A 20,862-nucleotide genomic window follows, 5' to 3' on the forward strand; every position below is an offset into this window, starting at 1 on the left:
AGACGTATCTAAGAAACTTTTTGCCGGTAGGAACCCTTGGGTTCCGGCCTCAGCCGGCAGACTGCCCGCCAATAACAATACCCGTCGACCGGACTTCAATGGATCGACATGGGCTAACAATTTCCAAGGCGTATGCCTACCTGTCACAAAGCTCGTGCAATCTCTTTTGCGCGCATACCCGCTTGCCAGGAGTCTTATGACATGAGGCCAGAAATCGCTGTGTTGGATATACAGGGTCAGTATCGGGTTTACACGGAGTTCTATCGCGCAGACGCCGCAGAAAAGACCATTATTCTGGTCAACGGCTCGATGGCCACGACTGCGTCGTTTGCACAAACCGTGAAGAACCTCCACCCGCAGTTCAATGTGGTCTGCTACGACCAGCCCTACGCGGGCCGGTCCAAAGCCCACAACCTGCATGAGAAATTGCTGACCAAGGAAGTCGAAGGGCAGATCCTCCTTGAGCTGATCGACCACTTCGCCGCCGAACACGTACTGTCGTTTTCCTGGGGTGGCGCCGCGACCCTGGTCGCCTTGGCCCAACAGCCACGGCGCATCGAAAAAGCCGTTATCAGCTCGTTCTCCCCGGAGATCAATGCGCACATGCTCGACTACCTCGAGCGCGGTGTGGATTACCTCGGCAGCCGTGACGGTGACCGGGTCGGCAACCTGGTCAACAGCACCATCGGCAAACACCTGCCGACGCTGTTCAAGCGCTTCAACTATCGTCACGTCAGCAGCCTGGCCGATCACGAATACGGGCAGATGCACTTCCACATCAGCGACCTGCTGCACAGCGACCGCCAGTGCTTCTTCAAGGCGGCGCAGAAAATCAACGTACCGGTGCTGTTCATGAACGGCGAATGGGACGAATACACCGCCGCCGAAGGTGCCCGGTTGTTCGCCGGCCACGTGCAAGACGCCACCTTCACGACCCTGGGTGCTACCGGCCACTTTCTCGACATGGAACACAAAGCCGCCTGCCGAGACAGCCGCAACGCATTAATGGGGTTCCTGAAGCCGGCACAGCACGATAGCCGACCGCGTTACCACTACGTTCAGGACCACCATGCATTGTCCCTCTGAAACAGCGTCATCGCGAGCAAGCCCCGCTGCCCTTACATAATCTGTAGGCGCGAGGCTTGCCCGCGAACGACCGCCACAGGGTCCGTGCATGTGTTTCACCCGCGCTAAAGCCATCAAACGCAAAGAAAAACTTCATTTCCACGCGCACATCTGGTACAAAGTCACCGCTCTGAGCGGGTGTCGTATAATGGCATTACTCCAGCTTCCCAAGCTGATAACGAGGGTTCGATTCCCTTCACCCGCTCCAACCGAATTCTTGTCTCACGTTGTTTTTTGACGGGGGATGCAGGTAAAGAAAAACCGGCTTAGATGGCCGGTTTTTTTATGCGTGGGGTTTGGTGAGATTCGCCATGTCATTTCCGCTGGTCGACTAGCAAATATCCCCGCCGCTGTCGCGACTACTCTGAACCGGTTAGCGTTTTTTTTTAAAAAATACGGTTTCAGTATCATTTTTCATCAAGCATTAGCCTTTTCACGTCTACCGATCCCTACGCGCAAAACCTCGCAATACTCCAACCCTCTCCTTTCAGGCTTGCCCAAAGGCATGTCCGCAGCGCCCTTCTAGACTCCAATCCTGTCGCTGTCCCACCGAGCCAGGATGACTTGGTGGTTATAGTATTGATTAAAAATAACCAGTAGGTATAGTAACCACAAGCACACCACAGGGAGGTGATGTGAATAGCCGATTTTTGATAAGCCAACTCGTTGCGGACGGCTGGTATCTGGTACGTATCAGAGGCAGCCATCATCACTTCAAGCATCCGACCAAACCGGGGCTGGTGACAGTCCCTCACCCGAAGAAAGATCTTCTCAAGAAAACGGCCATCAGTATCTTGCAACAAGCGCTGCTCTGACAGACGCTGCGCCGAGTCCTCGGAGGACAATGACAATGCTTTACCCAATTGCGATTTCAATGGGAGATGAGGAGCACGCCTGGGGCGTTGAAGTCCCTGACATCCCGGGCTGCTTTTCCGCCGGGGAAGATCTGGATGATGCGATGGCGATGGCCCGAGAAGCCATTGAAGGCCATTTCGAGATTCTGGCCGAAAGCGGTTCAGCCATTCCCCCCGCGAATAAAGTGACATTGCACGCAGCCAACCCAAAATACGCGGGATGTGCGTGGGCACTGGTGGACATCGACGTTACCAAGTATCTAGGCAAGGCCCAGAAGCTGAACATCACCCTGCCTGGGTACCTGCTAAACCGTATCGATGAATACGTGCTGCACCATCCGGAAGAGAAAAGCCGTTCGGGCTTTCTGGCCTCGGCAGCGCTCAAGGTATTGCAGCAGAGCTCATGACCTTATTGCGGTGATGCATCAACCGGCCCCACGTGGCCGGTTTTTTTGTCGCCGCAATTTAGTGAATTGCCGGATCTCACGTGATGCCATTTCTAAAAAAAGCAACGTCCTACAATAGTCTGGGAAATGTCCGTACACTCGCGCATTGCTGTGCCTTAGTCATGAGACCTATAGTCCGAGCGCGCCCCAAATGGCGTATCGGGTTTGGCGACTCGATGCCGTGGTACAGAAGCCTCCGAGATTTTCTCGGAGCGCTTTTGAACGCACTTGGCTACCTGTTTTTTGGTGGCTGTGCGTGGGAGACCCTAGGGTCTGCCGGTTTACCATGGCCCGGTTCGCCAACCCGCGTACAGCTACCACCCTATTGTTTGGCGACGATTGAGTGGTGGGACATCTCCTCTCCATGGAAATCACTCATGAATGAATACATGGCTCTAACCAGCAACGCCGACGACCTCCCCTCGTTTTACGTCAACACCACTCAACCGTTGCACTCACTGCTCAGCAGTGCCCGATACCGGATCGGTGCCGTGACGCAGGTTCTCGAAAACCTCGCGATGCGAGGTGAAATCAGCACAGACTCGGTCATCCTCAGCGACTTCGCATTGTTGTGCTGCATCCCTTTGCGCGATGGCTGCGATGTGCTGGATGTCATCGCTCGACGCATGGATGCCGAAACGTCCTGACGTAACACCTTGCTCACGATGGTGGCCTGGCAGGCAACTCAGATGTGACTGTGCGACCGTCATCGCGAGCAGGCTCGCTCCCACAAGGTTTGCGCTAACCCAAACGATCTCAGCAGAGCACCACTACCATGACTCAAAACATCTACGACGATCCCGGATTTTTTCAGGGCTACAGTCAAATGGCCCGTTCGATTGACGGCCTCGATGCCGCACCGGAATGGCCTGCGCTGAGGGCGATGTTGCCGCCCATGCAAGGTTTGAAAGTGGTGGATCTCGGTTGCGGTTACGGCTGGTTTTGCCGCTGGGCCAGTGAGCAAGGCGCCCACAGTGTGCTGGGCCTGGACGTTTCGCAGAAAATGCTCGATCAGGCTCGTAGCACAACGTCTGCCAGCAACATCCGCTACGAACACACAGACCTGGAACGGCTCGATCTGCCGGCAGACAGTTTCGACCTGGCCTACAGCTCTCTTGCGCTGCATTACATCAAGGACTTGCCGGGGCTGTTCGCGACTATCCACACAGCGCTCAAACCCGGTTCACGTTTTGTGTTTTCCATCGAGCATCCGATCTTCATGGCGCCGCGTGATCCCGGCTGGATCACCGATGCCGAGGGCCGCAGGAGCTGGCCGGTCGATGGTTATCAGAGGGAAGGCGAGCGTGTGACCAACTGGTTGGCCGACGGCGTGATCAAGCAGCATCGCACCCTCGGCACCTTGCTCAACACATTGATTGGCGCTGGTTTCAGCATCCAGCATGTCAACGAATGGGGCCCCACGGATGCCGAGGTTGAAGCGCAACCGGCATTGGCCGAAGAGCGGGAGCGACCGATGATGCTGCTGGTTGCGGTACAGCGCTGATAGATGAGTCAGCGCGTCGCCACCAGAAACAACCGCGGGAACGGCAGCAACACCGAACCGTCGGCCAATGCCGGATAGGCCTGTACGATTGCAGACTGATACTGCTGCAGATACTGCACGCATTCTGCCTCATCCAGCGGTTCGAGGAACGGCCGCAAGCCGCTGCCCTTGAACCACTCCACCACGCCCGACGCGCCCCCCGCCAGCGGATGATGGTACGTGGTGCGCCATACGTCGACGCGGGTGCAACAGGCTTTGAGCATCGAGTAATAAACGCTGGCATCGGCCATTTCGGTCCGTTGTTTGGCGACGCCTGCCAGTTTTTCGGCCCAAGGGCCTTGCGCCGCGACTTCGCGCATCAAGCGGTGTGAGGGTTGATTGAGGTTGTCCGGCATCTGGATCGCCAGGCTGCCTCCGGGCGCGAGCTTGCTCACCAGCGCAGGCAGCAATGTTGCGTGATCGGGTATCCACTGCAGCACCGCGTTGGCGAAAATCACGTCGAACGGGCCAGTGTCACTCCAGGTGTCGATGTCCGCGATGTCGAACTGCACTTGGGGCAAGCGCTTGCGCGCGGCCTCGATCATGTCCGTTGAGCTGTCCAGCCCGCGCACCGTGGCATCGGGGAAGCGTTCCACCAGCAACTCGGTCGAATTACCCGGACCGCAACCGATGTCGATGGCCGAGCGCACCGTCCCGGCGGGGATGGCGGCCAGCAGGTCGCGGGCGGGACGGGTGCGTTCATCTTCAAAAGCGACGTATTGTTTGGCGGACCAACTCATTGCGTTCTCCTGTTGGTTCGTTGTCTGGGGCTTGGCTGACAACGGGTTCGCTACGATACATCGACTGGTGGGCGGTGCTCTATTGCACCTTGAAGATTGCGGTAGTCTTTCCGCCGCCTTCGCTGGCAAGCCAGCTCCTACAGTGGATCGGGTGGGACCGGTAAAGATGGGACGGCCATGAGGGCGCCTTCGCTGGCAAGCCAGCTCCTACAGTGGATTGGGGGCGGCCGCTGGAGATTGGGGGTTATGAGGACGGCTACGGGATTTTCCATTGGAGCGGGTAAAAAGCCGAATTTTCATCTCGCCACCGATGTCTGAATTTCAGGTGCATCCCCAATAAGGAAAACGGCCATGAAATTCGCAAAAATCGCACAAAAGCTTGCCCTCTGGACCGGCAGCCCCACGACATTCCTGGGAGCGATCATCCTGATTTTAGTGTGGGGGTTGAGTGGGCCGATTTTCGGGTTCAACGATACTTGGCAGCTGGTCATTAACACTTCGACCACCATCATCACTTTCCTGATGGTATTCCTGATCCAGAACACCCAGAACCGCGACACGGACATTCTGCACCTGAAGGTCGATGAGCTGCTGCGGGTGACGAAGGAGGCTCAGAACGCGATGCTGGGCCTCGAGGCGCTGGACCTCAAGGAACTGGAAGCCTTGAGAAAGCACTACCGCAGCCTTGGTGAAGGCCAGACCATTTCCATCGATGGCACCGTGGTCCAGGAGAAAGGCAAACAGGATCTGAATAACTGCTGATGGAGCGTATGCGGGTGACCCAAAGTCACCCGCATACGCTAAGGGTCAGCGACTGGCTTGCAGGGCCCTGGCCATTTGCAGGTGATTTTGCAGTTTTGGCAGGGTCTCTTCAGCGAACGCCTTGATCTGCGGCACGTCGGTGGTCTGCGCCGTTTGTTCGAGCTGCTCGATGGCTTGCTCGGTGGTCTTGACCTGACTGGCCGCGTAGGCCTCATCGAACGATGCGCCTTCCGTGACTGGCGGCATCAGGGCCTTGGCTTTTTCCACTACCTCTTCGCGCGGTGCCACCGGCAGATCCAGTTGCTTGGCGATTTTTGCCAGGTGCTGGTTGGCGGTGGTGCGATCGTTGATCACCACGATGGTGTAGTCCTTGACCTCTTTGGATTCGGACTTCTGATGCGCCAGGCGACTGGCTTCGATATCGGCGATACCCTGGGCCGACGCATCGTTGATGAATTCGGTGGGGCTTTGGGCGAAGGCGCTGGTGGCACACAGGCCCAGTAAAGCGGCCAGGCCGCCGTTGCGTAATCGGGTGGCCATGCGGTTCATGGTCGCGCCCTCCTCGGTAAAGATTCAAACGGGAGCTTTCGCTCCCGCTTCTCGATCAAAACCACCTTCATCGATTACTTGGACTTTTGTCCAGGTTTACGGCCCATGGGTTTCGTAGGCTCTTTATCGACAGTCGTGGTGGTGGTTTTCCCACCTTTGCGACCGGCTTCAGACGCCTTCGTTCGATCATTGGCGAAGTTTCCCGAGTTCGAGTTTCTTGAGTTAGGCATGATTCTCTACCTCTTGATGATGATCTCGGCGAGCTGTAGCCCGCATAGAATCTGAATTTCCACGCATCAAAAGGTTTAGAAAACCTGGAATCGTCACGACGAACGGTGGCGATATTTTCAGACGAGTCGCAGGTGATTGGCGCGCTTGGCGGTATACATCGCTTCGTCGGCGTGCCTGAACAGCTGTTTTTCTTCAGTGCCGTGCTCGGGGTATTGGGCGACGCCGATGCTCGGGTGAATGTGCAGGCTGTGCCCGTCCAGACGCAGAGGTGCCGCCAGTACCTGGCGAATTTTTCCAGCCACACAGTCGGCATCACCCGAGGCGTGGATGCGGTGCAGCAACACCACGAATTCGTCACCGCCAATGCGCGCCACCGTGTCGGTTTCCCGTACGCAGCCCTTGAGCCGATTGGCCACGGTTTGCAGCAACATGTCGCCGACCGCATGGCCGTGGGTGTCGTTGACTTCCTTGAAGCGGTCAAGATCGACGTACAACAGGGCCATGCGTCCACTGTCCTCCCGAGCCGATTCCAGCGCGATCTTGAGACGGTCACGCAGCAGTTCGCGGTTAGGCAGTTGGGTCAGCTGGTCGTACTGGGCCATGCGCTGCAGGCGCGTGTGCAATTGCTTGCGCTCGATCGCGGTGGCGACTTGCGCGCAAACGTATTGCAGCAACTCCTTGTCCTGCTCGGTGTAGCGCTCGCCGCCCGGCACGCTCTTGACGATCAGGGCACCAATGGTGCCGTTTTGCGAGTTCAGCGGCACGCCCAGCCAGCAGGACGAAGGCTGTCCGGTCACCAGCGCCTCGAACCCCAACGGCGCATCGCTCTGTTCCGGGGTGAGCAGGATCGGCAGGCCGCTGCGGATGACCTCCGCGCACAGGCGTGCGGTGAGGGTGCCGGGTTGTTCCGGTTGCGGCTCGTGGTCGCCGACGTGATAGGGAAACTGCAGCTGCGCACACTGCTCGTCATACAGCGCCACGGAAAAATTCAGCGCCGGCAACCATTCACCGATGATCTGGTGGATACGCTTGAACAACGCCAACAAGTCCTCCGCCGCATGGGCCGCTTCGGAAATGGCATACAACGCCGCTTGCCGGGATTCGGCCTGCTTGCGCTCGGTAATGTCACGGGTCACGGCGATGCGCAGTTGGTCGACCTCGGACCAACGCGCCGACCACAGGATATTGACCACACGGCCATCCTTGCGCAGGTAGCGGTTCTCGAAATTCAACTTGGGCTCGCCGCCCATGATTTCCCGCGCGGCGTCGAGGGTGCGCTGACGATCGGCCGGGTGCACCAGGTCGATCATGGGCTGGCCGATCAGCTCGTCGGGGCTGTAGCCGAAAATGCGCTCGCAAGCCGCGCTGACAAAAACGAAGCGACCTTGTTTGTCGACCGCACAAACGGCGTCGAGCAAGAGGTCGATGTAGCTCGCCAACGGAGCGGAGTTTCTGGAGGTGATGTTCCTGGAGGTCATTGTGCCGTGAGCATGTCCGGACATTGCAGCCAAATGAAAACCTTCCCTGACCGGTCAGGCGCCCGAGCGCCGACTGTGCAACCGATGCGTCCCTTCGATCAGCGTCAAGCCTTGTTCGTCACCAGCCCCGGCAGCGCATGCGCCAAGGCGTTAATGGCGAAACCGATAAACATCACCCCGCACAACCGAGTGATGGCCAATTCATGGCGTTGATACAAGGTGCGCACCTGGCGCGCCCCAACGATGCCGATGAGGATAGCGTAGGCCAGCAGGCCGCCGACGAAGCTCAACGCGATCAGCCACGGCAACATCGACCAAGTCAGCAACTCTGCCCGGCTGGACAATAGCGCAGTGAAGGTGGCCACTGCCACCGGGTACGCTTTCGGATTGGTCAGGCCGAACAGAATGCCGTGGCAGAATGGTTGCCGCGCAGGTCCCTGTGGCGCCTCGACACCCCGTTGACGCGCCCGCACCGCACGCCAGCCGAGCCAGAACAGGTAGAGCCCGCTGAGCACGCCCAGCACATCGAAGGCGGTGCTGCCGATTTCCCGGGCACCGACGATCGCCACCAGTGCGGTGCTGCACCAGACCACATCCCCCAGCAAATGCCCGCAAAGAAACCCCGCCCCCGCCCGCCGCCCATGTGCTGCGCCGATGCCGAACACTGCCAGTACACCCGGCCCTGGCGTGATGCCATAGATGAAGCCCGAGGCGAGAACGGCCATTAGCAGCGAGGGAGTCATGGGGAGTCCTTATGCGTTGTTCTGGTAAATGGGCGCCAGTCTATATCACCTGAAGCTCGCTCGATTTGCCCATTCAACCAGTTCAGTGCCTGATCCCCGCCCCGTCGCTTGTGCCACACCAGGACAAAGGTGAACGACGGAATGTGAAACGGCGGTGGGAGCTCGATCAATGACGACGTGTCGATATCGTGCAACGCCCGAGAAGCGACTGTGAGGATCAGATCCGTCCTGCTGATGAACTGCGGAGCGACGCTCCAGTGCGGCAGGCTGATCGCGACTCGCCGGCGTTCACCCAAGGCTGTCAGGACTCGTTCGATTTCCGGGGTGCCACTGCCGCGCATTTCCAGAAGCACGTGCGGGCGTGCCAGGTAGGTCGGCAGGTCGAGGATTGCGCCGTCGGGCAGGCTGTGGCGGTCGACCAGGCAGGCGTAATGCTCCTCGAACAGTGCCGTGCTGCGCAGCTCGTTGGGCATCTCCGGAAACACCCCGGCGGCAATATCGATATCGCCGTTGAGCACCCCTTCGAGCATGCCTTCGCGGCTGGCGTGGCTGATTTGCAGGTCGATGCCCGGCGCTTCGCGACGCAAGGTGCGAATCAAACCTGGCAGGACGATGGCGGCACCGTAATCGGACATCGCCAGGCGAAAGGTGCGTTTGGCCGTGGCCGGATCGAAGGCGTTGGGTGCCAGCAGCGATTGCACCTGGGCCAGGGCTTCGCTCAGTGGCGCCATCAGTTCCAGCGCTCGCGGCGTTGGCACCAGGCTGGCACCGGCGCGCACCAGCAGCGGGTCGCCGAGCAGATCGCGCAGCCGCGCCAGGGCATGGCTGACGGCTGGCTGGCTCAGGTGCAGACGCTCGGCCGCCCGGGTCACGTGTTGCTCGCTGAGCAAGGCGTCGAGAATTACCAGCAGGTTGAGATCAATGCGGCGCAGATCATTCATTTGATGCATGTTCTGGATAGCAAAACGGAATTTAAATCTGCGCGACGAATACTCTAGAGTCCAGCAAAACCTGTTGGAGAATGATCATGAGTACGTTGCATTGGGCGGGACTGTTGCTGCTTGCCGCGTTCGCCGGTGCGGTGGTGCCGTTTCAGAGCGCGATCAATGTAAATCTCGGGCGCGGCCTGGGTCATCCGCTGTGGGCGACCCTCGCTTCATTGGTGGTGAGCATTGTGGTGTTGTTGCCGATCATGCTGGCGATGCGCTTGCCGTTGCCATCGCTGGCGTTCATCGTCAAGGCACCGACGTGGATGTGGGCTGGTGGGGCGTTCGGGGTGTGTTTTATTTCATTGGCCCTGGTTTTGCTGCCCAAGCTTGGCGCCTCGGGGTTCATGGCGTTGGCGCTGGCGGGGCAAGTGGTGGCGTCGCTGTTGCTGGATCACTTTGGCTGGTTTGGGTTGGTGGAGCGGCAGGTGACCATGCCGCGGGTATTGGGAGCATTGCTATTGATAGGCGGTGTGGTGTTGATTCAGTTTGGTGAGTCGGCTGGTAAAGCGATTACGGCTACTTCTTGAAGATCAGGCGATCGCAGCCTGCGGCAGCGCCTACAAGGATGCGTGGTCCTTGTGGGAACTGCCGTAGATTGCGAATCGTTAAAACTTGTCGAGGGTCCGCAACTTCTGCGGCAGGCCCCAGAGCAACAGCGCCACGGCAATCAGCGCGCAGACACCAATGACGTACAGCGCCGGTGTGGTGCTGCCGGTCAAGTCCTTGATCCGTCCGACCATTACCGGGCTGACGATGCCGCCGAACTGCCCCAGGGTGTTGATCACCGCGATCCCGCCCGCCGCCCCGGCGCCGGCACCGGCCAGCAGTTTCGGCGGCAGGGTCCAGAAGCTCGGGATGGAGGCGATGATGCCGGCGCCGAGCATGCCCAGGGCGACGATCAGGAAGGTGGTGTGGTTGGCGAAGATCCCGGCACAGAAGAAACCGATCGCGCCGACCGCGACCAGGCCGGCGACAAACTTGCGCCGCTCGCCTGAGGCATCGGACAAGCGCCCGATCACCACCATGCTGATGGCGCCGCAGATGTACGGGACTGCCGTCAGCAGGCCGATCATCACCGGGCTCTCGGTACCCGCGCTACGGATCAGTTGCGGCGCCCAGAAGTTCAGGCCGTAGGACGCCACCTGGATCAGGAAGTAGATCAGGCCGAGGGTCAGGAAGCCCGGAATACGCAGCGCGGCGAGCAGCGAGCCGCCGCTCTTGTGCGGTTCATGGTGGGCGATGCGACTGGCCAGCAGGGTCTTTTCCGACGGGGTCAGCCAATGGGCGTCTTCGATGCGGTCCTTGAGCAAGGTCAGCACCAGCAAGCCGAGGCCGATGCACGGCACACCACCGAGCAGGAACAGCCAGTGCCAGCCGCGCATGTCCATGAAGCCATCGAGGTGTTGCAGCACCAGGCCGGAGAACGGCGCGCCCACCAGACCGGCAAAGGCCGACGACAGGAACAGCATCGAAGTGATGCGCCCGCGATAGTGCTGCGGGAACCACAGCGTCAGGTAATACAGCACGCCTGGGGCAAAACCCGCTTCCATCGCACCAATCACGAAACGCAGGGTGTAGAACTGCCATTCGCTGTTGACGAAGACCATGAGCGCGGTGGCCAGGCCCCAGGACATCATGATCCGGGCAATCCAGCGACGGGCGCCGACCTTGTACAGCATCATGTTGCTTGGCACTTCGAAAATCACATAACCGACCACGAACAATCCGGCGCCGAGGCCGTAGGCGGTGTCGCTCAGGCTCAGGTCGGTCTGCAGCTGAAACTTGGCAAAGCTGATGTTGATGCGGTCGAAAAACGCGAACAGGTAGCAAACCATGATCAGCGGCATCAAGCGCCAGGCGACCTTGCTGACCAGGGCTTTTTCTTCATCGTGGTGAACGGCCGGGCTCGCGCCGGCCTCCAGTGCATTCAGGCTCATTGTGGTTCTCCAGGCGGACTGCCCTTGGGGTGTCCGATTGTTTTTGTTGTCTGGTTGATCTGTTCGGTGAACTGCCCCCCCAATGTGGGAGCGGGCTTGCTCGCGAAGGCGGAGTGTCAGTCGACATCATTGCTGGATGTCAGACCGTATTCGCGAGCAAGCCCGCTCCCACAGGGGGGCTTGGGTATAGTCAGGAGGGCACGGGGTGCAGGTCGCAATTGCGTCCGGCCTTGGCCAGTTGTCCCGGCACTTCGTGGCCAAGCAGCGCCGGCAAGCCTCGGGACAGCTTGAGCAACAGTGGCAAATCGATACCGGTGTGAATGCCGACCTCATCGCACAGGTTCACCAGGTCTTCAGTGCAGATGTTGCCCGAGGCGCCCGGTGCAAACGGGCAGCCGCCAAGACCACCGAGCGCCGCGTCGAAACGTCGGGCACCGGCCTCGTAGGCGGCCAGCACGTTGCACAGACCCAGGCCCCGGGTGTTGTGGAAATGCAAGGTCAGGTCCGCAGGCGATACTCGCTGCAACACTCGCCGCACCAAGCGGTCGACCTGCCGCGGATTGGCCATGCCGGTGGTATCGGCCAGGGTGATGCCCTGGATGCCGAGTTCCTGGTAAGCCTCGACGATCTGCAACACCCGGTTCTCATCGATCCTGCCTTCGAACGGGCAACCAAAGGTCGTGGCGATACTCGCGTTCAGGCGCACCGGCGAGCCCTGCACGAACTGGACGATCTCGCCAAACGCCGCCAACGAGTCTTCGCAACGCATGCGCATGTTCGCCAGGTTGTGGGTCTGGCTGGCGGACATCACCAGATTCAGTTCATCGGCGCTACAGGCCAGTGCCCGTTGCGCGCCCTTCAGGTTGGGGATCAACGCGACATAGATCACCCCCGGTTGGCGGCTGATGCCCTTGAACACCAACTCACCGTCGCGCAAGGCCGGAATAGCCTTGGGCGACACGAACGAACCGGCCTCGATGCGGCTGAAACCGGCCTGCGACAGTTGATCGATCAGCGCGATCTTGTCGACGGTTTCCACCCAGGTCGGCTCGATCTGCAAGCCGTCGCGCGGGGAGACTTCCTGAACGATCAGGTGCTCGGAATAATCAGTGATCATTGCACCACTCCTTCGACTTTCAGGCGTTCGATGTCTGCCACGGTGAGACCCAGTTGCGCGAGGATGCCGTCGGTGTGCTGGCCCAGCTCCGGGCCCGACCAGTTGACGCCACCCGGGGTCTCCGACAGTTTCGGCACGATGCCCGGCATCTTCACCGTGGCGCCGCCAGGCAGTTCAGCACTGAGCAGCATGTCCCGCGCCTGATAATGCGGATCGGCAACGATGTCGGCCACCGAATAGATACGTCCGGCCGGCACTTCGGCGGCTTCCAGGGCCGCCAGTACGTCGTTGATCGGCAGGCTGCTGGTCCAGTGGGTGATTGCCGCATCGAGCAGGTTGCTCTTGGCCGCACGTCCATCGTTATGCGCGAATTCGGGAGCGTCGGCCAGATCCTCGCGGCCGATCGTTTGCATCAGTCGCTTGTAGATCGGGTCGCTGTTGCCGGCGATCACCACGTAGGCGCCATCGGCCGTGAGGTAAGTGTTGGACGGTGCGATGCCCGGCAAGGCACCGCCGCTGCGCTCACGCACATGGCCGAGCATGTCGTATTCCGGAACCAGGCTTTCCATGACATTGAACACGCTTTCGGCCAGGGACACATCGACGATCTGTCCCCCGCCCTGCCCGGTCTTCACCCGCAGCAGCGACATCAGTGCGCCGATCACGGCGTGCAGCGAGGCCAGGGAATCGCCGAGGCTGACGCCCACCCGCGCCGGTGGCGAACCGGGGGTGCCGGTGGTGTAGCGGATGCCGCCCATGGCCTCGCCGATGGCACCGAAACCCGGACGGTCGCGGTATGGACCGGTCTGGCCATAACCGGAAATGCGCACCAGGGTCAGGTTGGGGTTGAGGGCATGCAACACGTCCCAACCGAGGCCGAGTTTTTCCAGTGCGCCGGGACGCAGGTTTTCGATCAGCACGTCGGCACCTGTCGCCAGTTGCTTGACCAGCTCGATGCCTTCGGCGGATTTGAGGTTCAGCGCCAGGGACTTCTTGTTGCGTGATTGCAGGTACCACCACAGCGAGGTGCCCTGGTGCAACTTGCGCCATTTACGCAGGGGATCACCCTGGCCCATGGCTTCAATCTTGATCACCTCGGCGCCGAACTCGGCGAGCATGCGCGCGGCGAACGGCGCGGCAATCAGCGTGCCGATCTCGATCACTTTGATCGCACTCAAGGGGGCAGTCATCGCGGGGTACCTCTTGTTCTTGGAATATGGGCCAAGGCTAGAGGACAGGGGGCGTGGGAATCCAACCTTCAGTTGGCAACGAGCGTTCGCGAAACGCGAACGTCCTAGCCGCGCAGATGCTCGAACAACATCCGGCTCACTGGCGATAACAATGCCTCATCACGCACCACCACGATCAAGGCGCGGTCCGACCACTCATCGGTCAAGGGCACGGCCGCCAACCCAAGGGCCCGACCAAACAATTCATAGGCCCGCTGCGGCAGCACGCCAATCCCCATGTTGGCCTGGACCATGCGGCACATGGCATCGAATCCCGGCACATGGATCCGCACCCGCAAGACCTTGCCGGCCTCACGCGCCGCGGCGTGGGTGCGCATGTTGATCGAACTGGCGGCGTGCAACCCGACGTAATCGCTGTTCAGCGTATCGGCGAACGCCAGGCCCAAACGGCCCGCCAATGGATGATGCGACGGCATCAACACCACCAGTTTGTCCTGGCGATACAGCACGCTGTGCAGGCCCTTGATGTCGCTGTCGATGGAGCAGATGCCGAGATCCGCCACGCCATCCAGGACGCCCTGGATCACCCCGGCACTGGGCCGCTCCTCGAGATCGGTCTTGACCTGCGGATGACGCTCGGAAAAATCCCGCAAGTCTTCGGGCAGGAACTGAATGATGGCCGACAGATTGGCGAGCATCCGCACATAGCCCCGCACACCGTGGCTGTGCTCACCCAGTTCCAGGCCCATTTTCTCGACGTTGAACAACATCTGCCGGGCGTGGTGCAGCAAGGTTTCACCCGCTGGTGTCAGCGTCATGCCCTTGGCCTGACGCACGAACAGGCTGATACCCAGCGCCTCCTCCAGCTCCATCAAGCGCTTGCTCGCCGCCGACACCGCAATCGCCTCACGCGCGGCGGCACGGGTCAGCGTGCCCTCCTCGTGGACCGCGACAAACAGTTGCAGGGTGATCAGGTCGAGACGGCGGATCAGGCTTTTTTGCAGCATCGGACACTCGGCAACGGCGGCTGGGACGAAAATCGCAGCATAGCGCCCTTCGCCCGCGACGTGCCGTGGTTGAAGCGCCCGACCATGATAAAGTCGCCGCCCATCAGACCTTTTGCTTCGAGACGACCACCGCAATGACCGATTTCCAGGATGTCGATGCCCAACTTGAAGACTGGAACGCCTTGCGCACCAGCGCTGCGTTCGACGGTCTGCTGGTGGGCAATGGGGCCAGCCGTGCGGTGTGGGACGACTTCGGCTACGACTCGCTGTTCGAGAACGCCCGCACCGTCGAGGAAAAACCCCTCAGCCCGTCCGAGCTGAGCGTGTTCGAGGCGCTGCAGACCCGCAGTTTCGAGCAGGTGCTCAGCGCCCTGAAAACCACCAGCCGGGTCAACAAGGCCCTGGCCGTCAGCTCCGCCGCGCCGCGCAATCGCTACTACGCGATCAAGGAAGCGCTGATCAACACCGTGCACGCGGTACACATTCCGTGGCGGTTGGTCGAGGCGTCGAGCCTGGCGACGATCAGTCAGGAACTGGCCCGCTATCGCACCGTGTTCACCACCAACTACGACTTGCTCAACTACTGGGCGATCCAGCAGCAACCCGAGGCGATCACCGATCTGTTCCAGGGGGCTGAACCGGCCTTCGACCTGAGCGTCACCGCCACCGACAAAACTCGCCTGCTGTACTTGCACGGCGGTCTGCACCTGGTGCGCAATCAGGACGGCACGGCGCGCAAACTGATGTCGACCGAGGGCACGTTGCTGGGCAATTTCGCCATCAACAACACGATCAAGACCCTCGACGACGTGCCCTTGTTCATCAACGAAGGACCGAGCGCGGACAAGCTCAAGACCATCCGCAGTTCCGATTACCTGTCGTTCTGCTACGACCAGTTGCTCGGCCACGGCGACAGCTTGTGCATTTTCGGGCATGCCCTGGGCGAGCAAGACAGCCACATCGTGCACGCCCTGCGCCAGGCGAAACCGAAGGTGGTGGCGATCTCGATCTACCCGCGCAGCAAGGCGTTCATCCAACATCAGAAGCGGCATTACGCGAAGGTGTTCGAGGGGACGGGGGTTGCGTTGCGGTTTTTTGATTCCAAGAGCCATGCGCTGGGTAGCCCGAAGCTAACGGTTCCAGTCGAAGTCTAGTATTGCCCGATTTGACGCTTTCGCGAGCAAGCCCGCTCCCACAGTTAACCTGCGACGTTCACAAAATCCCTGTGGGAGGAAAGCTGACTCATTCTTCAGCGCTATGCACCACCACCAGCAACTGCGCCTGCACCTCGCCCACCGAGCGTATACGGTGCGGTTTCTGTGAGTTGAAGTGCAGCGCATCACCACGGCTGAGCAGCACCCGCTCGTTGACGAAATCCACTTCCACCTGCCCCTCGTGAACGAATAGAAACTCTTCGCCCAAATGTTCCTTGAAGGCTTTGTCGGTAAATTCTGTCGGCGGATAAATGATGAACGGCAGCAAGCTGCGTTCGCTGACCTGATGGGCCAGCACCGCGTAACCCGGATTGTCCGCGCTGGCCCCCAGGGGCTGGCGCTCATGGCTGCGTACCAGGCTATAGCTGTCGAGGCTGACCTTGTCTTCGGAAAACAGCTCCTCGACCTTCACGTTCAGTGCCTTGGCCAGTTTCAACGCGGCCGCGATCGACGGTGTGTTCAGGCCGCGTTCGACTTTTGACAGATAACTCTTGGTCATGCCGGACTTTTCCGCCAATTCTTCAAGGGTCACGCCAAGTTTTTTTCTCAATAATTTCAAACGGATAGACATGTAGAGCGATTAATCCATCAAGGATGGTGACGAATTGTCCTTGCTCATGACACAAAGTGTCATATAGCATCTTTCGTGTCATCTGCATGACCCAGCCAAAGAGGACACCGATATGGCCACGACATTAGCACTGCCCAAAGATCAACTGGTCAAGCAAGCGCTGACCCAGATGCAAAACACCCTCGCGGATAATACGTGGACCGACCGGCAAAAGCTGGCCCTGACCTGCCGCATTCTGTTCGAGAATGGCCATGACGCTGGCCTGGCCGGGCAAATCACCGCCCGCGGCCCACAGCCTGGCACCTATTACACTCAACAACTGGGCCTGGGTTTCGACGAAATCACTGCGGGCAACCTGCTGTTGGTCAACGAAGACCTGGACGTGCTCGAAGGCCACGGCATGCCCAATCCGGCTAACCGCTTCCACAGCTGGGTGTACCGCGCCCGCCCGGATGTGAACTGCATCATCCACACCCACCCGACCCACGTCGCGGCGTTATCGATGCTGGAGGTGCCACTGCAGATTTCCCACATGGACCTCTGCCCGCTCTACGACGACTGCGCGTTTCTCGAAGGCTGGCCGGGCGTACCGGTGGGCAATGAAGAGGGTGAATTGATTGCCGGTGCCCTGGGTGACAAGCGGGCGATCCTGCTTTCCCACCACGGCCAGTTGTCCACCGGCACCACCATCGAGGAGGCCTGTGTGATCGCCCAACTGATCGAACGCGCCGCCAGGCTGCAGCTGCTGGCGATGAGTGCCGGAACGATCAAGCCGATCATTCCCGAGCTGGGCCGCGAAGCCCATGACTGGATTGCCCGGCCCAAGCGCCACGCCGCCGCGTTCAACTACTACGCCCGGCAGAACCTGCGTCGACACGCCGATTGCCTGAACTGAACCCAGACCTTTTTTGTACGGAGAGACCCATGTCCACTGCAAACATTCACGGCATCATCGGCTATACCATCACCCCTTTTACCGCCGATGGCGAAGACATTGACCTGGACGCGCTCGGACGCTCCATCGACCGCTTGATCGACGGCGGCGTGCATTCCATCGCGCCCCTGGGCAGCACTGGCGAAGGCGCTTACCTGAGCGATGCGGAGTGGGACCAGGTTGCCGAATTCAGTATCAGGCACGTGGCCAGGCGTGTGCCGACCATCGTCAGCGTGTCCGACCTGACCACCGCCAAAGCGATACGTCGCGCCCGTTTCGCTGAAGCCCATGGCGCCGACGTGGTGATGGTGCTGCCGACGTCATACTGGAAACTCAGCGAAGCGCAGATACTCACCCATTACCGCGCCATCGGCGACAGCATCGGCGTGCCGATCATGCTCTACAACAACCCGGCCACCAGCGGTACCGACATGTCGGTGGACCTGATCCTGCGCATCGTCAAGGCCGTGGAAAACGTGACCATGGTCAAGGAGAGCACTGGCGACATCCAGCGCATGCATCGACTGCAATTACTGGGCGAAGGTCAGGTGCCCTTCTACAACGGTTGCAACCCGTTGGCGCTGGAAGCCTTCGCGGCCGGGGCAAAAGGCTGGTGCACCGCGGCGCCAAACCTGATCCCGCAGCTCAATCTCGACCTGTACGACGCCGTGCTGGCCAACGACCTGAACAAGGCACGTGAACTGTTCTATCGCCAGTTGCCATTGCTGGACTTCATTCTCAAGGGGGGGTTGCCGGCGACGATCAAGGCGGGTTTGCGGGAGACAGGGCTGGAGGTGGGCGATCCGCGGTTGCCGGTGTTCCCGTTGGACGAGGCGGGTATTAGCCAACTGCAAGGCCTGCTGAACGCCCTGCGCTGACCTTGGGATTCACATAAACAAATGTGGGAGCGGCTTGCTCGCGAAAGCGGAGTGCCAGGCAACATGAATGTGACTGGTATTCCGCATTCGCGAGCAAGCCCGCTCCCACATTAGCTCGTCGGTGTTTTCAGAGCACAGGAAGGGTTTTGTCCTTGATCACCTTGGAAGGGCCGTTCGCCTTAACACTGGCAATGCCTTTTTCCATCGCGGCATCGGAGGAATAGGACTCACTGCTGCCGATAATCTCGTGGTTACCCGCCTTGAGATTGAAATAGGGATGGCCGTCCTTGGTGGTTTTCTTCTCGTAGCGCTCATCGAGCGGGCTGTTGGCCTGGACCGACGTTATGCCTTTGTCGGCGGCGGCGCGGGTGGTGTACAACTCGCTGGTCAGAATGGTTTCGGCGTTCGCCGCCTTCAGCACAAACTTGAACTGACCACTGCTGCTCTTGCTCACTTCGTACCATCCAGACATGCTCTTTCTCCTTGGCGATTGGAAGGTTGCGCGCTTCAGAGTAAAGACCAGGCCAGGATTTTTGTCGCCTGTGCTACTTCACCACCGCCCGCACCACCGACAACTCCGGCGCCTGGGTCCGCCGCTGACTGAGATACCGCGTACAACTCACCCGCAGGAACGAAGCAAAATTGACCACCTCGCCGCGGTAGTCCATGACCTCTTCGTACAGCTTGGCGATCAGCTGATTGGTGGTCATGCCGTCGGTCTCGGCGATTTCGCTGAGGATGTCCCAGAATTGATTCTCCAGGCGCAGGGTGGTGACCACCCCGCAGATGCGCAGCGAGCGGGAGCGCGATTCGTAGAGGATCGGATCGGCTTTGACGTACAGCTCGCACATGGACGGGTCCCCCGTTACAGCGTGATTTTGGTGCCCAGCAGACCGAGGAAACCGGCCAGCCAGTTCGGGTGGGCAGGCCAGGCCGGTGCCGTCGCCAGATTGCCTTGAACATGGCCATCCGTCACCGGGATATCGATAAAAGTACCGCCCGCCAGGCGCACTTCTGGCGCACAGGCCGGGTAAGCGCTGCATTCACGCCCTTCGAGAATCCCGGCGGCGGCGAGCAATTGTGCGCCGTGGCACACGGCGGCAATCGGCTTGCCGGCCTTGTCGAAGTCGCGCACCAGTTCCAGGACCTTTTCGTTCAGGCGCAAGTACTCCGGCGCACGACCGCCCGGGATCACCACCGCGTCGTAATCCGCCGCGCTGACCTTGGCAAAATCGAAGTTGAGGGCAAACAGGTGACCGGGTTTTTCGCTGTAGGTCTGGTCGCCTTCGAAGTCATGGATGGCGGTGCGTACAGTCTGGCCGGCGGTCTTGTCCGGGCAAACGGCATGCACCGTGTGACCGACCATCAACAGAGCCTGGAACGGCACCATCACTTCATAGTCTTCGACGTAATCGCCGACCAGCATCAGAATTTTTTTCGCCGCCATGGGGAGGACTCCTCTGGAAAATGCGTAGGAGTATTCAACATAGACCTTATCCATTGGGGTGGGTAATAACCTGCTACTACACCGAACTCCTACGTTGAGAGCTTTGCTTCCAACTGTACGCATAACTCTGCGCCCAGCTGTAGCAGCGCAGACGCCGCGGTTTATGGCTAGATGAAGGCATCTCTCACCCTCCACGATTCTGGTTGCCATCATGACCTCCCGCGAAAACACCGGCATGGCCCTGGGCCTGCTCGGCGTTGTGATCTTCAGCCTTACCCTGCCCTTCACACGCATCGTCGTGCAGGAAATGCATCCACTGCTCAATGGCCTGGGTCGGGCACTGTTCGCGGCGATTCCCGCGGCTTTGCTGTTGCTGTGGCGGCGTGAGAAGTGGCCCACCTGGAAGCAGGTCAAAGGCCTGACGCTGGTCATTGCCGGGGTGATCCTCGGGTTCCCGGTGCTGTCCGCCTGGGCCATGCAAACCTTGCCGGCGTCCCATGGCGCCTTGGTCAATGGCTTGCAGCCCCTGTGCGTGGCGCTGTACGCCGCGTGGCTGTCCCATGAACGGCCGTCGAAAGCCTTCTGGGCCTGCGCCGCGCTGGGCAGTGCCCTGGTGCTCGGTTATGCACTGATCAGCGGGGCCGGCAGCATTCAGGCCGGAGACTTGTTGATGCTGGGGGCAATTGCGGTGGGCGGCCTGGGCTACGCCGAGGGTGGCCGCCTGGCCAGGGAAATGGGCGGCTGGCAAGTGATCTGCTGGGCGCTGGTGCTGTCGACGCCGCTGTTGATCGGGCCGGTGCTGTACCTTGGGTTGCAACATCAGGGCGAGATTTCGGCGAAAACCTGGTGGGCCTTCGGCTACGTCTCGCTGTTTTCGCAATTCATCGGTTTTTTTGCCTGGTATGCCGGGCTGGCCATCGGTGGCATTGCCCGGGTCAGCCAGATCCAGCTGCTGCAGATTTTCTTCACCATCGGCTTTTCCGCACTGTTCTTTGGCGAACAGGTCGAGCCGATCACCTGGCTGTTTGCGGGCGGGGTGATCGTGACCGTCGTGTTGGGCCGTAAGACGGCGGTCAAGCCCGCACGCATTGCCACCGCGTAAACCTG

General features: G+C 60.1%; 25 protein-coding genes and 1 tRNA gene. 12 read left to right on the plus strand and 14 right to left on the minus strand.

All coding sequences use genetic code 11. The features are described from left to right. Positions 1–201 precede the first annotated feature (201 nt). The 6 genes from NQL71_RS07545 (at position 202) to NQL71_RS07570 (ending at position 3,929) form a co-directional block, all read left to right on the plus strand. A complete protein-coding gene (locus tag NQL71_RS07545) occupies positions 202–1,086 on the plus strand; it encodes an alpha/beta fold hydrolase (RefSeq protein WP_274642485.1) in 885 nt (294 codons plus the stop codon). Between the two features lie 173 nt (positions 1,087–1,259). Then, a tRNA-Gly gene (locus NQL71_RS07550) sits at positions 1,260–1,333 on the plus strand. A 427-nt stretch (positions 1,334–1,760) separates the two neighbouring features. Next, the gene (locus tag NQL71_RS07555; protein WP_077184214.1) at positions 1,761–1,940 is read left to right on the plus strand and encodes a type II toxin-antitoxin system HicA family toxin; all 180 of its coding nucleotides are present in this window, start codon (positions 1,761–1,763) and stop codon (positions 1,938–1,940) included. A 35-nt stretch (positions 1,941–1,975) separates the two neighbouring features. Then, positions 1,976–2,386, plus strand: a complete 411-nt coding sequence (locus tag NQL71_RS07560) for a type II toxin-antitoxin system HicB family antitoxin (RefSeq protein WP_166618653.1) — start codon at positions 1,976–1,978, stop codon at positions 2,384–2,386. 416 nt (positions 2,387–2,802) lie between these two features. Next, positions 2,803–3,072 (plus strand): hypothetical protein, encoded by a 270-nt coding sequence (locus NQL71_RS07565; protein ID WP_046816728.1) that lies wholly within the window; start codon positions 2,803–2,805, stop codon positions 3,070–3,072. Between the two features lie 128 nt (positions 3,073–3,200). Beyond that, on the plus strand, positions 3,201–3,929 hold the full coding sequence (locus tag NQL71_RS07570; protein ID WP_274642486.1) for a class I SAM-dependent methyltransferase: 729 nt from the start codon (positions 3,201–3,203) through the stop codon (positions 3,927–3,929). Positions 3,930–3,937: 8 nt separating this feature from the next. Here the strand turns inward: NQL71_RS07570 and tam are convergent, their stop codons facing one another. Beyond that, entirely contained in the window at positions 3,938–4,708 is a 771-nt protein-coding gene (gene tam / locus NQL71_RS07575; RefSeq protein ID WP_274642487.1) for a trans-aconitate 2-methyltransferase, read from the minus strand. Between the two features lie 351 nt (positions 4,709–5,059). Here tam and NQL71_RS07580 point away from each other — a divergent pair, with 351 nt between their 5' ends. Beyond that, a complete protein-coding gene (locus NQL71_RS07580) occupies positions 5,060–5,470 on the plus strand; it encodes a low affinity iron permease family protein (protein ID WP_046816725.1) in 411 nt (136 codons plus the stop codon). A 45-nt stretch (positions 5,471–5,515) separates the two neighbouring features. Here the strand turns inward: NQL71_RS07580 and NQL71_RS07585 are convergent, their stop codons facing one another. The 5 genes from NQL71_RS07585 to NQL71_RS07605 form a co-directional block, all read right to left on the minus strand. Next, positions 5,516–6,019, minus strand: coding sequence for a DUF4142 domain-containing protein (locus NQL71_RS07585; RefSeq protein WP_046816724.1), 504 nt, complete (start codon positions 6,017–6,019; stop codon positions 5,516–5,518). A 74-nt stretch (positions 6,020–6,093) separates the two neighbouring features. After that, positions 6,094–6,249, minus strand: coding sequence for a KGG domain-containing protein (locus NQL71_RS07590; protein ID WP_077184220.1), 156 nt, complete (start codon positions 6,247–6,249; stop codon positions 6,094–6,096). Positions 6,250–6,366: 117 nt separating this feature from the next. Further along, positions 6,367–7,713 (minus strand): sensor domain-containing protein, encoded by a 1,347-nt coding sequence (locus tag NQL71_RS07595; RefSeq protein WP_274642533.1) that lies wholly within the window; start codon positions 7,711–7,713, stop codon positions 6,367–6,369. 119 nt (positions 7,714–7,832) lie between these two features. Continuing rightward, a complete protein-coding gene (locus NQL71_RS07600; protein WP_274642488.1) occupies positions 7,833–8,471 on the minus strand; it encodes a LysE family translocator in 639 nt (212 codons plus the stop codon). Further along, a complete protein-coding gene (locus NQL71_RS07605) occupies positions 8,468–9,421 on the minus strand; it encodes a LysR substrate-binding domain-containing protein (RefSeq protein WP_274642489.1) in 954 nt (317 codons plus the stop codon). The genes NQL71_RS07600 and NQL71_RS07605 overlap by 4 nt, the downstream gene beginning before the upstream one ends. Positions 9,422–9,498: 77 nt before the next feature. Here NQL71_RS07605 and NQL71_RS07610 point away from each other — a divergent pair, with 77 nt between their 5' ends. Further along, a complete protein-coding gene (locus tag NQL71_RS07610) occupies positions 9,499–9,987 on the plus strand; it encodes a DMT family transporter (RefSeq protein WP_046816721.1) in 489 nt (162 codons plus the stop codon). Between the two features lie 78 nt (positions 9,988–10,065). Here NQL71_RS07610 and NQL71_RS07615 read toward each other — a convergent pair whose 3' ends face one another. The 4 genes from NQL71_RS07615 to NQL71_RS07630 form a co-directional block, all read right to left on the minus strand. Continuing rightward, a complete protein-coding gene (locus tag NQL71_RS07615; RefSeq protein ID WP_077184221.1) occupies positions 10,066–11,397 on the minus strand; it encodes an MFS transporter in 1,332 nt (443 codons plus the stop codon). 190 nt (positions 11,398–11,587) lie between these two features. Then, on the minus strand, positions 11,588–12,514 hold the full coding sequence (locus tag NQL71_RS07620) for a hydroxymethylglutaryl-CoA lyase (protein ID WP_077184223.1): 927 nt from the start codon (positions 12,512–12,514) through the stop codon (positions 11,588–11,590). Beyond that, positions 12,511–13,704, minus strand: coding sequence for a CaiB/BaiF CoA transferase family protein (locus NQL71_RS07625; RefSeq protein ID WP_248686112.1), 1,194 nt, complete (start codon positions 13,702–13,704; stop codon positions 12,511–12,513). The genes NQL71_RS07620 and NQL71_RS07625 overlap by 4 nt, the downstream gene beginning before the upstream one ends. Before the next feature lie 104 nt (positions 13,705–13,808). Next, complete coding sequence (locus NQL71_RS07630; protein ID WP_248686111.1) at positions 13,809–14,711, minus strand: LysR family transcriptional regulator; 903 nt, start codon at positions 14,709–14,711, stop codon at positions 13,809–13,811. A gap of 134 nt (positions 14,712–14,845) precedes the next feature. Here NQL71_RS07630 and NQL71_RS07635 point away from each other — a divergent pair, with 134 nt between their 5' ends. Then, the gene (locus NQL71_RS07635; protein WP_166622114.1) at positions 14,846–15,865 is read left to right on the plus strand and encodes a DUF4917 family protein; all 1,020 of its coding nucleotides are present in this window, start codon (positions 14,846–14,848) and stop codon (positions 15,863–15,865) included. Between the two features lie 88 nt (positions 15,866–15,953). On the opposite strand, the gene NQL71_RS07640 is transcribed toward NQL71_RS07635, so the two are convergent. Next, positions 15,954–16,496, minus strand: coding sequence for a helix-turn-helix domain-containing protein (locus NQL71_RS07640; RefSeq protein ID WP_046816716.1), 543 nt, complete (start codon positions 16,494–16,496; stop codon positions 15,954–15,956). A gap of 112 nt (positions 16,497–16,608) precedes the next feature. Between NQL71_RS07640 and NQL71_RS07645 the strand changes: the two genes are divergently transcribed. Both NQL71_RS07645 and NQL71_RS07650 read left to right on the plus strand, forming a co-directional pair. Beyond that, complete coding sequence (locus tag NQL71_RS07645) at positions 16,609–17,391, plus strand: aldolase (RefSeq protein WP_166622113.1); 783 nt, start codon at positions 16,609–16,611, stop codon at positions 17,389–17,391. 29 nt (positions 17,392–17,420) lie between these two features. After that, a complete protein-coding gene (locus NQL71_RS07650; protein ID WP_046816714.1) occupies positions 17,421–18,308 on the plus strand; it encodes a dihydrodipicolinate synthase family protein in 888 nt (295 codons plus the stop codon). Positions 18,309–18,435: 127 nt separating this feature from the next. Here NQL71_RS07650 and NQL71_RS07655 read toward each other — a convergent pair whose 3' ends face one another. The 3 genes from NQL71_RS07655 to NQL71_RS07665 all read right to left on the minus strand — a co-directional run bounded on the left by NQL71_RS07655 (position 18,436) and on the right by NQL71_RS07665 (position 19,755). Further along, a complete protein-coding gene (locus NQL71_RS07655; RefSeq protein ID WP_046816713.1) occupies positions 18,436–18,780 on the minus strand; it encodes a YegP family protein in 345 nt (114 codons plus the stop codon). A 73-nt stretch (positions 18,781–18,853) separates the two neighbouring features. After that, complete coding sequence (locus NQL71_RS07660) at positions 18,854–19,159, minus strand: ribbon-helix-helix domain-containing protein (RefSeq protein WP_274642490.1); 306 nt, start codon at positions 19,157–19,159, stop codon at positions 18,854–18,856. A 14-nt stretch (positions 19,160–19,173) separates the two neighbouring features. Next, positions 19,174–19,755 carry a DJ-1/PfpI family protein gene (locus NQL71_RS07665; RefSeq protein ID WP_077184231.1) on the minus strand — a complete coding sequence of 194 codons (582 nt, stop codon included), beginning with the start codon at positions 19,753–19,755 and terminating at the stop codon, positions 19,174–19,176. Positions 19,756–19,966: 211 nt separating this feature from the next. On the opposite strand from NQL71_RS07665, the gene NQL71_RS07670 reads away from it, so the two are divergent. Then, positions 19,967–20,857, plus strand: a complete 891-nt coding sequence (locus NQL71_RS07670) for a DMT family transporter (RefSeq protein ID WP_046816710.1) — start codon at positions 19,967–19,969, stop codon at positions 20,855–20,857. Positions 20,858–20,862: the final 5 nt, after the last annotated feature.

The organism is Pseudomonas serbica, assembly GCF_028823535.1.
Lineage (GTDB): Bacteria > Pseudomonadota > Gammaproteobacteria > Pseudomonadales > Pseudomonadaceae > Aquipseudomonas > Aquipseudomonas serbica.